Raw genomic sequence first — 13,293 nt, 5'->3', positions numbered from 1 at the left:
AACGTGACGATCAGCGTTCTGGATCTGTTCAAGATTGGCATCGGGCCTTCTAGCTCACATACCGTCGGACCGATGCGAGCGGCTGCGCAGTTCGCACAGCAACTCCGTCAGAACGGGCAGCTCGATGCTGTGTCTCGTGTAACGGTCGATCTGTATGGATCCCTGGGAGCGACTGGCAAAGGCCACGGCTCCGACAAGGCGGTACTGCTCGGCTTGGAAGGCGCTTCGCCCGAGACCGTCGAGGTAGATTCAGTCGACACACGCATTGGAGAGATCCGCAGTGGGGGCTCGCTGCGGCTCGCCGGCACGCGCGATATCGCGTTCGACGTGAAGGGCGATCTGACCTTCAATCGGCGGGCGCTGCCGTTTCATCCAAACGGCCTTCGCTTTGCGGCGTTCGATGGTAGTGCTACCTTGGTCCGTGATGAAACCTTCTTTTCGATTGGAGGGGGCTTCATCGTTAAAGAGGACCAGCCCGATCTAGCTGCAGGGCAGACGGCCGCGGTTGCCTTACCGTTCACGTCGGGGGCGGCCATGTTGGAACTGTGTCGCGTGCGGGAATGCAACGTGAGCGACCTGATGCTCGAGCATGAAAGGGCATGGCGGACCGACGAGCAAACTAGCAGGCAACTGCTCGAAATATGGAAAGTGATGCAAGCGTGCGTTGCCCGCGGGTGCAAAACCGACGGCATCATGCCAGGTCCGCTTAAGGTTTCGCGGCGAGCGGCAGCGCTGCATCGCGCGTTGCTGAGCCGTCCGGAAGAAAGTCTGCGCGATGCTTTAACGGTGCTTGACTGGGTGACCTTATATGCGCTCGCAGTGAACGAGGAGAATGCCGCCGGCGGGCGCGTGGTCACCGCACCGACCAATGGGGCGGCAGGCATCGTCCCTGCCGTCCTCCATTACTACACCCGCTTCGTGCCCGGCGCAAACGAGACGCAGGTTGTGCGATTCCTGTTGACGGCCGGCGCCATTGCGATGCTTTACAAGCATAACGCATCGATATCAGGGGCGGAAGTCGGATGCCAGGGCGAGGTGGGCGTCGCATGTTCGATGGCTGCTGGGGCGCTGGCCGAAGTGATGGGTGGCACGCCCGAGCAAGTGGAAAACGCCGCAGAAATCGGCATGGAGCACAACCTCGGCCTCACGTGCGACCCCGTCGGCGGGCAAGTCCAGGTGCCGTGCATCGAGCGCAATGCAATGGGAGCGGTAAAAGCGATCAGCGCGGCGCGCATGGCCTTGAGAAACGATGGCAAGCACTACGTCTCGCTTGATTCGGTGATCCGCACGATGCGTGACACGGGCGCCGATATGAAGACGAAATACAAGGAAACATCACGTGGCGGACTCGCGCTGAACGTGGTCGCGTGCTAGGAGACTGACGTGCCAACGAACAGCAAATTTATGCTAGCAAGCGACAACGCTTCGGGCGTGCACCCCGCCGTGCTCGAGCGCATCCTCGGCGTGAATGATGGGCACGTTGCAGGCTATGGGGTGGACCGGTACACGCAGGAAGCAGAACAGTGCTTCAAAACCCACTTCGGTGCCGATGCATCGGCATTCATGGTCTGCACCGGGACCGCCGCAAACGTGCTAGCGCTTCAAGCCCTTACAAGCTCGGTCGATGCAGTTCACTGCACTGATTGCGCCCATCTTTTGGTCGATGAATGCGGCGCACCGGAACGCATGATCGGCTGCAAGGTCGTCGGCGCTCGAAGCGACGCCGGCAAGATCAACTTAAAGGCGTTGGCTGACGCAGTGGCATTCCAATCCGGCATAGTGCACCGGAACCGTTCGACCGTCGTCTCAATTTCGCAGGCGACCGAACGCGGTTCGGTGTACACGCCGGACGAAGTTCGCGCCATCGCCGATTTCGCGCACGCCAACGGCATGCGGGTCCACATGGACGGCGCTCGGCTAGCGAATGCCGCCGCCGCGTTCGGAGCACGCCTGGAGGAAATGACCCGTTCGCTTGGAGTAGACATCCTATCGTTCGGCGGTACCAAGAACGGATTAATGATGGCCGAGGCGATCGTCGTGTTCGACCCGGCCCTGGCGGCACTATTGCCGTCAATCCGCAAACAGGGCATGCAACTCGCGTCAAAGCAACGGTTTCTCGCCGCGCAGTTTCTCGCTTACCTGCAGGATGACCTTTGGTTCGAGAATGCCCGACACGCCAACCGAATGGCCGCCCGCCTGGCTAAACGGCTGTCCGATATCCCGAAGGTGCGTGTGACGTCGGCGGTCGAGGCAAACATGGTATTCGCAACGCTGCCGCCAGCGTGGATTGCTCCACTGCAACAGCACGCCTATTTCCATGTTTGGGACGCAAGCGAATCTGAAGTGCGGTTTGTCACCTCCTTCGATACGGCACAGCAGGACATCGATGAATTCACGGGCGAGATCGCCCGACTCGCTACTCAGGAGCTCCCGCAATGAGCATCATCGAACTACACAATCCTTTTACCGGGCAACAGGTCTTCTCGCAGCCGTCGGAGACGTTTGAAGCAGTGGCCAAGAAAATAGCACTCGCACGCATCGCTACCCGGGAATGGCGCAAGCTCGCGCCCGCGCGGCGCGCTGAACTTGTCCTTGACGCGCTTCGTTATTTCCGCGAGCACCGGGACGAGATCGCGCGGCACGTTACGCATGAGATGGGCAAACCCACCAGCGCTGCGGCGTCCGAAGTGGACTACATGATCGAGCGCGCCGAGCTGATGTGCCGCTTTGCGAGCGACGGTGCACTTGCCCCCTACGATTTGTCACGCTACTCAACTAGCGACTTTGAGGGACGAATTGAGTTCGTCGCAAAAGGTATCGTCTACATCATTACACCATGGAACTATCCACTTTTTTGCGCGATTAACGGCACGGTCTGCGCGCTCCTCGCGGGTAGTGCCGTCGTGCTCAAGCATACGACGACGCCATCGGTCGGGCGTCACTTCCAGCATGCATTCGGAAACCTTGGCGGCATCAGTTCCTTGCTTAGCAATGTCGTCGTCGACTACGACGTATCGGCACGCATTATCGAAGAGGGCGACGTTGACCATGTGGTGTTCACGGGTTCAGTCGCAGGCGGCCGAGCGATTCAGGCGAGCGTCGCACGGCGCGCGTCAGCACCGGTCCGTAATCCGTTTATCGGCGCGTCGCTTGAACTCGGCAGCAATGACGCCGCGTATGTGGCCGAAGACGCGGACCTGGAGAGTGCCGTCGAATGGACTGTGAGGATCGGGCGCCTGCACAACTCTGGTCAGTCTTGCTGCGCGGTCAAACGCGTGTTCGTTCACGAGTCGCTTTATGAGCGCTATCTGGGCGCGGCTGCACAGGTCATGCAGGAGCAGCGCTCCGGGGACCCGACAAGTCCTGCGACCACCCTCGGACCTTTGTTCGGGGGCGTGCCAGCGGTGGAGCGGCTCAAGAACATGGTCGACGAGGCCATTGGAAAGGGCGCTACCGCGGTGACTGGAGGTACGACAGAGCGGATCGGCAACGCGCTATTTCTGATGCCGACGCTCCTTGCTCACACCAGCAGCGATATGGCGGTGCTGGAGCAGGAGACATTTGGCCCGGTCTTGCCCGTCATGAAGGTGGAGTCCGACGCGCAGGCGATCGAGCTCGTCAACGCGAGCGAATACGGCTTAAGTGCATCGATATTCACGCGCTCACGTGAGCGTGCCGAAGCTTTCATCGAGGCTATGGAAACCGGTACGGTCTATGTAAATCGTTGCAATTTTGTTGATGCGCGTCTTGGCTGGATTGGCCACAAGAACTCGGGGAACGGCTCCATAGCACTGTCTCCACTCGGACTGCCGGCCTTTAGCAACCTTAGGTCGGTGAACGTGGACCCGACACTGTTGCGTTGATGGAGCGAACCGCATGAAGCTGCTTCCACCGTATCCGCACCAGGAACGACTGATTCCGCTGATAGACACGCGTCGCCGTTACCACCGTTATCCCGAGCTCTCGTGGGCGGAGTTTCATACGACGGCCTCACTTTGCGCAGAGCTTGAGGAACTCGGATTCTCAATATGCTGGGGCAGACCCTTGTACGCCGGGGCAACGCGACGGAATCTGCCAGCCCCCGGTGCCCTCGCGTCGGCGTTCGCGCGCGCCGAGGCCGCGCTAGGCGAAGGCAACCGGTTCCTTCCCGCAATGGAGGGGGGCTACACCGGGGTCGTTGCGACAATTCATGGAGGTCGCCCGGGGCCTACTCGGGGATTTCGCTTCGACATCGACGCATTGCCCATCACCGAAAGCGGGGCGACCGACCATACGCCAGCGGAGGCAGGCTTTCGCTCGGACAACCCTGGCGTCATGCATGCGTGCGGTCACGACGGTCATCTGACGATCGGTCTGGGGCTTGCTCGGCGCCTCGCGGCGCAGCGAGCCGAACTGAGCGGCCGCGTACACTTGTTTTTCCAGCCGGCCGAGGAGGTTGCGGGAGGGGGAGCCGCATTCGCGCAACTACCGCAGCTTGCCGAAGTCGAGTCCTTGGTGGCATTACACGTGGGCATTGTGAACGAGCGCAAGATAGTTTGCGACACGACATGGCTCGCGGCGCGGATCTGCGAAGCGCATTTCAAAGGCCGTTCCAGTCATGCGGGGAACGCGCCGCACGAAGGAAAGAACGCTTTGCTCGCCGCGTGTCAGTCCGTCGCCGCACTGTATGCCATCCCGCGGCACAGCGACGGTGCATCGCGCATTAACGTTGGGAAGTTTATTTCAGACAACGCCAACAACGTTGTTTCCGACTCGGCGCGCTTTCGCTTTGAGGTCCGCGGCGCAACCGATGAGGTGTGCTCGTTCATGTACGAACGGGCGCTTAATACAATCAATGGCGCGGCAGCGATGAACGACGTAAGCGCTGATGTAAGGCCGGTCGCGAAGTTTGTGGCCGGGAAGAACAGCGAGTCGCTCGTATTGGAGGTCGCGCGAGCCGCAAAATCGCTACGCATGCTGTCGGCCGGAGAAGAATCGGCTTCAAGATACCTTGTTCCGGCCAGCGAAGACGCGACTTACATGACGCGCGTCGTTCAGCAGGCCGGCGGCACCGCGACGTACCTCTTGTTGTGCAGTCCCACACGAGGCGGCCATCACAACGAGCGTTTTGATTTCGATGAAGACCTCTTGGGATGGGGTGTCGACCTTTGCGCCGAGCTGACCGGTTTGCCAGGGTAATTGGGAAGCTAGGATGTGCACAACAGGAGGGCCCCGTTCCCCGTTCAATCGGTTCTTTCACGCTAAGGCCGCAACAAGGGGGGCGCGTCACACTACCCAGCGCGAGGGTTTTTGTTTACTTGTGTACATCAGCGGCAAGTCATATGCTGGCTTTGCCGTGAGCAATAAGCCGGCATCGTGGATTCACTCGAACGACTCACTTAGGAGATCAGCGGTGACCAAATGGAAAGAAATATGGCGAGCAGTCGCGATAACTGCGATCGCGATGGCAAGTGTCGCGGCCCATGCAGAGAGCACCCTTCAGCGGGCACAGCGTACCGGGACGATCCGCATCGGCTTCGCGAACGAGGCTCCGTATGGCTATGCGGATATGAACGGTGATATCACGGGAGAAGCGCCGGAAGTGGCGAAAGCCGTCCTTAAGAAGATGGGGATCAAGGACGTGGTGGGTGTACTCACGGACTTCGGGTCGCTAATCCCGGGACTGCAGGCCGGCCGTTTCGACGTTATTGCAGCCGGAATGGCAGTAACGCCGGCTCGGTGTCAGCAGGTTCTTTTTTCTGAGCCCAGCTACGGCATGGGCGAAGCGCTCTTAGTGAAAAAGGGAAACCCAGAACACTTGAAGGACTTCCAGTCGCTCGCTTCGAAGCCCAGTTTAAAGCTTGCGGTCATGGCTGGTACGGTGGAAGTCGGTTATGCCGATCAAGCTGGAGTCAAGTCCGGCCAGTTAGTACAGTTGTCGGACCAGCCTAGCTTGGTAAGCGCAGTGCAGACCGGGCGCGCCGACGCGGCCGCGTTAACAGCGTTGTCCATTCAGAACATGGCGAAGAAAGCCGATGACGTCGACGCGACGAGTCCATTTCAGTCGGTTGGTGGAAAATCGGTAACGTCACACGGTGCATTTGGCTTTAGAAAGGCGGACGTCGATTTACGGGACGCGTTTAACAAGGTTTTGGTTCCATTCATAGGCTCGCCTGAGCATATCGCGCTGGTGACGCCGTTCGGCTTCGGTAAGGGCTTTTTGCCGATAAAGAAGACGGAAGAGATATGCGCCGGCCAATAACACTGTAGCAGCCTTCGCCCATCCCTGGCGGACACCCGCCAAGGAACCAACAATCTATTTAGTAATGCGAAAAAATGAAAAAGACGTTCGCTGCGATTTGCACGGCGGGAGTGTGTGTGTCCGCACACGCTCAGAGCTCAGTCATGAACCGCACCGGATTTTGTGGAGGCTCCAACTCTTGAGACAATGGAGCCATGAACAAGAAGGTAACGAAATTTTCCCCAGAAGTTCGCGAGCGTGCGGTACGTCTGGTGCGCGAGCAGCGTAGCGAACATCCGTCAATGTGGGCAGCGATCGAATCGATTGCACCAATGATCGGCTGCACGCCGCAGACGCTGCACGATTGGGTCAAGCGCGGTCAGATTGATGCCNCCCGCAAGCCGGTCCACCCCGCCCCCTCAGCCCGCCACGGCCCGCGCCGCCGCTCGCCCGCGAAGCCATTCGAGCGTGAGCAAAAGCCCCGTCGAAAAGACAATCAGTATGGTCGCGAGCGCGGCAATCGTCGGGCTGATGTTCTCGCGGATGCCGGTAAACATCTGCCGGGGCAGGGTCGTCTGGTCCGCGCCGGCGAGAAACAGCGTGACGACGACTTCATCGAACGAAGTGGCGAATGCGAACAGCGCGCCCGACATCACACCCGGCGCGATGACCGGCAGCGTCACGCGAAAGAAGGTGGTCAGCGGGTTGGCCCCGAGCGACTGGCTCGCGCGCACCAGATTCGTGTTGAAGTTTTGCAGCGTCGCGCCGACCGTCGTCACGACGAACGGCACGCCGAGCGCGGCATGCGCCAGAATCAGCCCGAAATATGTGTTCGCGATGCCGAGCGGCGCGAAGAACAGATACATGCCGACGCCGACGACGATCACCGGCACGATCATCGGCGAAATCAGCACGGCCATGAGCAGGCCCTTGCCGGCGAAGTTCGCCTTCGTCAGTCCGACGGCGGCGAGCGTGCCCAGTATCGTCGCGACGAGCGTCGCGGACGGCGCCACGATGAAGCTGTTCTTCGCGGCCATGCGCCACTCGTCGGACATGACGAGGTTCTGGTACCAGCGCATCGAGAAGCCGGGAATCGGATAGACGAGGAATGTGCTCGACGAAAACGACAGCGGCACGATCGCCAGCACCGGAAGAATCAGATACAGCAACGTCAGCACGCAAAAGATGCGCAAGGCGAAATACCAGATGCGCTCGACGACTGACGTATGCGGCGCGAATATCGGTTTGGCGAATTTCATGGTCTCACCCCAGGCTCACGTTCGAACGCGTGAAGCGCCCGTACACCACGTACAGCACGAGCGTCGCCGCGAGCAGCAACGCGCCGAGCGCGCAGGCCATGCCCCAGTTGATCGTCACGTTGGTGAAATACGCGATGTAATAGCTGACCATCTGGTCGTTCGGTCCGCCGAGCAGCGCAGGCGTGATGTAGTAGCCGATCGCAAGAATGAAGACGAGAAGCACGCCCGCGCCGATGCCCGGATACGTCTGCGGCACGTACACGCGCCAAAACGCAGCGAACGGATGGCTGCCGAGCGACACGGCCGCGCGCTGATACGTGGGCGGCACCGACTTCATCACGCTATAAAGCGGCAGAATCATGAACGGCAGCAGAATATGCGTCATCGAGATATAAACGCCCACGCGATTGAACAGCAGCGCGAGCGGCGATCCAATCAGCCCGCTGCCGATCAACGCCTTGTTCACGAGCCCCTCGCTCTGGAGCAGGACGATCCACGCGGCGACGCGCACCAGCACCGAGGTCCAGAACGGAATCAGCACGAGCACCATGACAAGGTTCGCGCGGCGGGCGGGCAGCGTCGAAATCCAGTAGGCGAGCGGATAGCCGAGCAATAGCGCAAAGAGCGTCACCGCGAAGCCGATGACGAACGTGCGCCCAAAAACGTTCAGATAGATGGACTGGTCGGGGTCCGCATGGACGATGCTGCCGAAGCCGTCCTGCTTGTGATCGAGCGATGCCAGCACATAGAACGGCGAGTATTGGCCCGCGTTTTTCGCAATCGCTTGCCAATACGCCGGATCGTTCCATCGTTCGTCGATTTCGACGATTCTCGCGCGCACCTGCGGCGCCGCGAGCGGCTTGCCGTCGTCGCCGGTGAGCGGCATCGCGCGGGCCGTCTTCGCCACCAGCGACCGATAGCCGGGAATCTCCGTATTCAGACGGCGGGCGAGCGCACCGAGCGCCTCGCCTTCCTGGACCGCCGTCAGGTCTTGCGCGAGGGCGGCATACGCGGCGTCCGGCGGCGCGGCCTTGCGATCCCAGCCGGACAGCGCCGCGCCCGTATGCGGCAGCGCGCCCGCGACCTCTGGATTCTGCACGGCGCGCGTGAGCAGCGCGCCGATGGGCACCACGAAAATCAGAAACAGGAAAATGGCGAGCGGCGCGATGAGCGCGAGCGCCATCGCGCGCTTTTTCGCATCGACGAGCTTCAGCTCGCGTTTCAGGCGCGCGCTGGATTCGCGTGACTCGTCCGCGGCGATCGTCATGGTGTTCACGGTGATGTCTCCGGCAACGTCGTTACGCGCGGTCGCGCTCAAACCGCCACGCGACCGCGCTTTCAGCCTTCTTTACTTCGACGCCCACGCCGTGAACCGCTGTTCCAGTTCGTCGCCGTGATCGGTCCAGAACGCCATGTCCTGCAACACCGCGTCCTTCGCGTTGGCCGGCGAGTTCGGCATGTCGGCCTGCGTCTTGGCATCGAGCGCGGCGATCGCCTTTTTGTTCACCGGGCCATACGCGATGTGCTGCGCATAGACTTCCTGCGGCTTTTGCGACACCGAATACGCGATGAACTGCGTCGCCGCGTCCTTATTCGGCGAGCCCTTCGGAATGGCCCAGTAGTCGAGGTCGTAGATGCTGCCGGTCCAGACGACCTTCAGGTTCTTGCCTTCCTTGCGCGCCGCGTCGATGCGGCCGTTATAGGCGGTCGACATCACGACATCGCCCGCGACGAGGAATTGCGGCGGCTGCGCGCCCGCTTCCCACCACTGGATATTCGGCTTCAGTTCGTCCAGCTTCTTGAACGCGCGATCCGCGCCGGCTTTCGTGCCGAGCACCTTATAGACGTCCTTCGGTGCGACGCCGTCGGCCATCAGCGCGAATTCCAGGTTGTAGCGCGCACCCTTGCGCATGCCGCGCTTGCCGGGAAATTTCTTGGTGTCCCAGAAGTCCGCCCAGTTGGCCGGCGCGCTTTTCAGCTTGTCGGCGTTATACGCGAGCGCCGTCGACCAGACGAAGAAGCCGACACCGCAGGTTTGCGGCGACTCCGGCACGAGGTCCGATTTCTTCGCGATTTTCGACCAGTCGAGCTTTTCATAGAGTCCTTCGTCGCAGCCGCGGCCGAGATCGCCGGATTCCACTTCGACCACGTCCCAGTTCACGTGCTTGGCCTCGACCATCGCCTTGACCTTGGCCTGCTCGCCGTTGTACTCGACGGCAGTCACCTTGTTCTTGCTCGACTGCTCGAACGGCTGATTGAACGCGACCTTCTGCGCGTCGCCGTTCGCGCCGCCGAAATTGACGACGGTGATTTCCGCCGCCACCGATGCGCCCGACGCGCACGCGAGCGCGGCTGCGGCCGCGATGGAACACAGTGCGAACTTCTTCATGATGGTTTCCTCTGTCTGCTTGGTTTTATCGGATGACGGCAAGTGGAACGGCATGGCCGCGCACGCGGCAAAGCGGGTTCAGGCGAATACGCGCAGATGTTCGGGAGCAAATTCCAGCGCGACGGGCGCGCCGGGCGTGAAGCCATCGAGCGCCGTCGTGCCGAGCGGCACTTTCACGAAACACTCGTCCTGTTCGCGCACGCCGCAACGCATGCGTACGTGGTCGCCGAAGTAGATGAGGCTTTTGGCTTCGCCCGCGAGCGCGTTGGCGTGGCCGTTGCTGTTGGCGTGGCCCGCGCTTGCCGAGAGCTTCATCCGCTCGGGACGAATGCACGCGATGGCCTGCGCGCCGGCCTTCGCCTTCGCGACGTTCAGGCCCGAGAGCCGCGTGCCGTCCGCGAGTCGGATCTGGCAGTAATCGCCCTGTGTCTGTTCGATGGTGCCGCGCAGCCGGTTGCTGTCGCCGATGAAGTTCGCGACGAACTCGTTGCAGGGCGCTTCGTAAAGATGATCGACCGTATCGAGCTGCTGCACGATGCCTTTGTCGAACACGGCAACGCGGTCCGACATGGTGAGCGCCTCGCCCTGATCGTGCGTGACGTAGACGAACGTCACGCCGAGCTTCTCGTGCAGCGACTTCAGCTCGTACTGCATGTGCTCGCGCAATTGCTTGTCGAGCGCGCCGAGCGGCTCGTCCATCAACACGAGCTTGGGTTCGAACACGAGCGCCCGCGCAAGCGCGATGCGCTGCTGCTGGCCGCCGGAGAGCTGCGCCGGATAACGCTTCGCGAAGCTCTCCATGCGCACCATGCGCAGCGCATTGTTCACGCGATGCGCGCGTTCCTCGGCGGACATTCGTCGCACCGTCAGCGGATATTCGACGTTCTGCTGCACCGACAAGTGTGGAAAGAGCGCGTAGTTCTGAAACACCATGCCGATGTCGCGCTTGTGCGGCGGCACCTTGTTAAGCAGCTTGCCGTCCAGCCAGATCTCGCCGCCCGTCGGAAACTCGAAGCCCGCGAGCATCATCAGACACGTGGTTTTGCCCGAGCCCGACGGCCCGAGCAGCGTGAGGAATTCGCCCTGATAGATGTCGAGGTCGAGAGACTTCACGACGAGCGTTTCGCCGTCATACGTCTTCCGCACGCCGCGAAAGCTGACGATCACCTGATCGGATTTCATCCCTGTCTCCTTGGTCAAGCGTGATGCGTGGCGCGGATACCGCTGTTATCGGAAATCTTGAAGGACCGGAAATTTTTTCCACTGCTGTCGCTAACTATAGCCCGAGAGGGTTCTACAATGAGGAACCATTTCAATATTCATCGGGGGGCCACTTAGAACCGCTTTTCGGGTGGCTCCTCAGGGAACGAAGGCTTTGGACACGATCATTCTCGCGGACTGGCTGAACACGCAACTCGACCGCAAGCGCGACGAACCCATGTACCGGCAAGTGCTCGCGTTGATGCAGCAGGCCATTCTGACCGGCCGTCTTGCGTCGGGAACGAAGCTGCCGAGTTCGCGCACGCTCGCGCTCGACTTAGGCATCGCGCGCAACACCGTGCTGCATGTGTACGACCAGTTGACGGCGGAAGGTTATGTGACGTCGACGACGGGCAGCGGCACGTATGTCGCCGACACCGCGCCGGACGACGCCGCGTCGTCGCGCAAGAAACGGGAGCCGCTCGCCGAAGCGCCGCGCAAGCCGTGCGTGCTCTCGAAGCGCGGCGAGCGGCTGATCGCGCAGGCGGGCGTCGCGCCGAAGCAGTGGGGCGCGTTCATGCCGGGCGTGCCGGATGTCGCGGAGTTCCCGTCGCGCACGTGGAGCCGCCTGCAGGCGCGGCTTTGGAAACGCGCGGGACCGGATTTGCTGACGTACGCGCCGGGCGGCGGGTACCGGCCGCTACGTCGCGCGTTGTCGGACTACTTGCGCGTGGCGCGTTCGGTGAAGTGCAATCCCGACCAGATCATCATCACGACGGGGATTCATCAGTCGATCGACCTGGCGGTGCGTCTTCTGACCGATACCGGCGATCGCGCGTGGGTCGAGGAACCGTGCTATTGGGGCGTGCGCAGCGTGCTGCAATCGTCGGGCTTGACGCTCGTGCCCGTGCCCGTCGATGACGAAGGTCTTAACCCCACGCCGCGTGACATGGCCACGCCGCCGCGAATTGCACTCGTCACGCCGTCGCATCAGTATCCGCTCGGCATGGTGATGAGTCTCGCGCGGCGGCGCGCGCTGCTCGAATTCGCGCGGCAGCATGGCGTGTGGATCATCGAGGACGACTACGACAGCGAGTTCCGTTACGGCAGCCGGCCACTCTCTTCGCTGCAGGGACTCGACGATGCGGGACAGGTGATCTACGTCGGCAGCCTCGGCAAGATGCTGTTTCCAGGTCTGCGCATGGGCTATATGGTCGTGCCGGAGCATCTGGTCGATACGTTCCGCACTGGCGTCGCGGAGTTGTATCGCGAAGGGCAGCTCATGCAGCAGGCCGTGCTGACCGAATTCATTCTCGACGGCCATCTCACGTCGCACGTGCGGCGCATGCGCGGGCTATATGGCGAGCGCCGCGAGATGCTCATCAACGCGATCAGGGCGCGTTTCGGCGATTCACTCGCGGTTCGCGGCGACGAAGCCGGCCTGCATTTCGTGCTGGAATTGCCCGACACCGCCGACGATCGCGCGATTACCGACGCCGCTTTCGCGGCGGGTGTCGTCACGCGTCCCCTCGTGCAGTACTACCTGAATCGCGAAGATGCGCGCAAAGGGCTGATGCTCGGTTATGCGTGCGTGCCTAACGCCGACATTGCGCCCGCGTTCGAGAAGCTCGCGGGCGTGATCGAGCGTGCCTTGACGGCGCTGGAAGTCGCTTAGCCTAGCGCGGCGGGTTCGCCGCCGTTGTGAGCAGCCTGCGGGGCATTGGCCGGCGCCGGTTGCACGAACGGCCGCCACACCGGCGCGGTGGGCGCGAAATCATCGAGCATGGAAAACTGCTCGAGCGACATGTTCTCGAACATGATCGACCTCGTTTCTATTTAGTTAGGTAAGCGAATCAAATCAACGTGCGACCACGTTGTTTTGAACCGGCGAGCCGTTCGCATACTCGACGATCGCGCGATTGCGCGCTTCGGCTTGCGCGGCGACTGCATCGCCCCACATGCTGCGCGACGGATAGCTATTGCGATTCAACGCCGGAAGCGAGCCGTTCGAGTAAGCGGCGGCCAGTTCTGCACGCACTTGCGCGCGAGTCTTGGGCGCTTCGCTCGTGCTCGGCGTGGTTTGCGTTTGAGTCTGCGTCTGCGTCTGCGTCAAATACGTGCCCGCTCGGCCAATGCCTTGGCCGCCTTCCGCGAACGCCGTACTCGACATGACGGCCGAGATAGCGGCGAGCGACAAACTCGTGACGAGATAGCTTTTCATGTTG

Annotated in this window: 12 protein-coding genes and 1 pseudogene; 7 read left to right on the top strand and 6 right to left on the bottom strand. The window is 61.5% G+C overall.

Annotation, left to right across the window (positions count from 1 at the left end):
- Positions 1 to 3 precede the first annotated feature (3 nt).
- The 6 genes and pseudogenes from GV035_RS04700 to GV035_RS04675 all read left to right on the top strand — a co-directional run.
- Positions 4 to 1,374, top strand: a complete 1,371-nt coding sequence (locus tag GV035_RS04700) for an L-serine ammonia-lyase (protein ID WP_159834956.1) — start codon at positions 4 to 6, stop codon at positions 1,372 to 1,374.
- Positions 1,375 to 1,383: 9 nt separating this feature from the next.
- Complete coding sequence (locus GV035_RS04695) at positions 1,384 to 2,439, top strand: threonine aldolase family protein (protein WP_201303905.1); 1,056 nt, start codon at positions 1,384 to 1,386, stop codon at positions 2,437 to 2,439.
- Positions 2,436 to 3,863, top strand: coding sequence for an aldehyde dehydrogenase family protein (locus GV035_RS04690; protein WP_159833840.1), 1,428 nt, complete (start codon positions 2,436 to 2,438; stop codon positions 3,861 to 3,863). The genes GV035_RS04695 and GV035_RS04690 overlap by 4 nt, the downstream gene beginning before the upstream one ends.
- 13 nt (positions 3,864 to 3,876) lie before the next feature.
- Positions 3,877 to 5,178, top strand: coding sequence for an amidohydrolase (locus tag GV035_RS04685; protein ID WP_159833838.1), 1,302 nt, complete (start codon positions 3,877 to 3,879; stop codon positions 5,176 to 5,178).
- 214 nt (positions 5,179 to 5,392) lie between these two features.
- Positions 5,393 to 6,241 (top strand): ectoine/hydroxyectoine ABC transporter substrate-binding protein EhuB, encoded by an 849-nt coding sequence (ehuB, locus tag GV035_RS04680; RefSeq protein WP_236572430.1) that lies wholly within the window; start codon positions 5,393 to 5,395, stop codon positions 6,239 to 6,241.
- Positions 6,242 to 6,435: 194 nt separating this feature from the next.
- A pseudogene (locus GV035_RS04675) lies at positions 6,436 to 6,612 on the top strand (IS3 family transposase); the annotation flags it as partial.
- 27 nt (positions 6,613 to 6,639) lie between these two features.
- Here GV035_RS04675 and GV035_RS04670 read toward each other — a convergent pair.
- The 4 genes from GV035_RS04670 to GV035_RS04655 all read right to left on the bottom strand — a co-directional run bounded on the left by GV035_RS04670 (position 6,640) and on the right by GV035_RS04655 (position 11,050).
- Positions 6,640 to 7,479, bottom strand: coding sequence for an ABC transporter permease (locus GV035_RS04670; protein WP_159833834.1), 840 nt, complete (start codon positions 7,477 to 7,479; stop codon positions 6,640 to 6,642).
- Positions 7,480 to 7,483: 4 nt separating this feature from the next.
- Positions 7,484 to 8,746: an ABC transporter permease gene (locus GV035_RS04665; protein WP_159834954.1), complete on the bottom strand. Its 1,263-nt coding sequence runs from the start codon at positions 8,744 to 8,746 to the stop codon at positions 7,484 to 7,486.
- 81 nt (positions 8,747 to 8,827) lie between these two features.
- On the bottom strand, positions 8,828 to 9,868 hold the full coding sequence (locus tag GV035_RS04660; protein WP_159833832.1) for an ABC transporter substrate-binding protein: 1,041 nt from the start codon (positions 9,866 to 9,868) through the stop codon (positions 8,828 to 8,830).
- 78 nt (positions 9,869 to 9,946) lie between these two features.
- On the bottom strand, positions 9,947 to 11,050 hold the full coding sequence (locus GV035_RS04655; protein WP_159833830.1) for an ABC transporter ATP-binding protein: 1,104 nt from the start codon (positions 11,048 to 11,050) through the stop codon (positions 9,947 to 9,949).
- A gap of 193 nt (positions 11,051 to 11,243) precedes the next feature.
- Between GV035_RS04655 and pdxR the strand changes: the two genes are divergently transcribed.
- Positions 11,244 to 12,743, top strand: a complete 1,500-nt coding sequence (gene pdxR, locus GV035_RS04650; RefSeq protein ID WP_159833828.1) for a MocR-like pyridoxine biosynthesis transcription factor PdxR — start codon at positions 11,244 to 11,246, stop codon at positions 12,741 to 12,743.
- On the opposite strand, the gene GV035_RS29035 is transcribed toward pdxR, so the two are convergent.
- A complete protein-coding gene (locus GV035_RS29035; RefSeq protein ID WP_201303904.1) occupies positions 12,740 to 12,886 on the bottom strand; it encodes a hypothetical protein in 147 nt (48 codons plus the stop codon). The genes pdxR and GV035_RS29035 overlap by 4 nt on opposite strands.
- Before the next feature lie 40 nt (positions 12,887 to 12,926).
- Complete coding sequence (locus tag GV035_RS04645) at positions 12,927 to 13,289, bottom strand: DUF4148 domain-containing protein (RefSeq protein ID WP_159833826.1); 363 nt, start codon at positions 13,287 to 13,289, stop codon at positions 12,927 to 12,929.
- Positions 13,290 to 13,293 lie beyond the last annotated feature (4 nt).

Source organism: Burkholderia sp. 8Y (genome assembly GCF_902506145.1).
GTDB lineage: Bacteria > Pseudomonadota > Gammaproteobacteria > Burkholderiales > Burkholderiaceae > Caballeronia.
This window is presented reverse-complemented; position numbering and strand designations above follow the sequence as displayed.

Excerpts from the sequence above, each read along its gene's own strand:
- GV035_RS04690 (WP_159833840.1), top strand. The coding sequence starts at position 2,436 with ATGAGCATCATCGAACTACACAATCCTTTTACCGGGCAACAGGTCTTC.
- GV035_RS04685 (WP_159833838.1), top strand. The coding sequence starts at position 3,877 with ATGAAGCTGCTTCCACCGTATCCGCACCAGGAACGACTGATTCCGCTG.
- GV035_RS04670 (WP_159833834.1), bottom strand. The coding sequence starts at position 7,479 with ATGAAATTCGCCAAACCGATATTCGCGCCGCATACGTCAGTCGTCGAG.
- GV035_RS04665 (WP_159834954.1), bottom strand. The coding sequence starts at position 8,746 with ATGACGATCGCCGCGGACGAGTCACGCGAATCCAGCGCGCGCCTGAAA.
- GV035_RS04660 (WP_159833832.1), bottom strand. The coding sequence starts at position 9,868 with ATGAAGAAGTTCGCACTGTGTTCCATCGCGGCCGCAGCCGCGCTCGCG.
- GV035_RS04655 (WP_159833830.1), bottom strand. The coding sequence starts at position 11,050 with ATGAAATCCGATCAGGTGATCGTCAGCTTTCGCGGCGTGCGGAAGACG.
- GV035_RS29035 (WP_201303904.1), bottom strand. The coding sequence starts at position 12,886 with ATGTTCGAGAACATGTCGCTCGAGCAGTTTTCCATGCTCGATGATTTC.
- GV035_RS04645 (WP_159833826.1), bottom strand. The coding sequence starts at position 13,289 with ATGAAAAGCTATCTCGTCACGAGTTTGTCGCTCGCCGCTATCTCGGCC.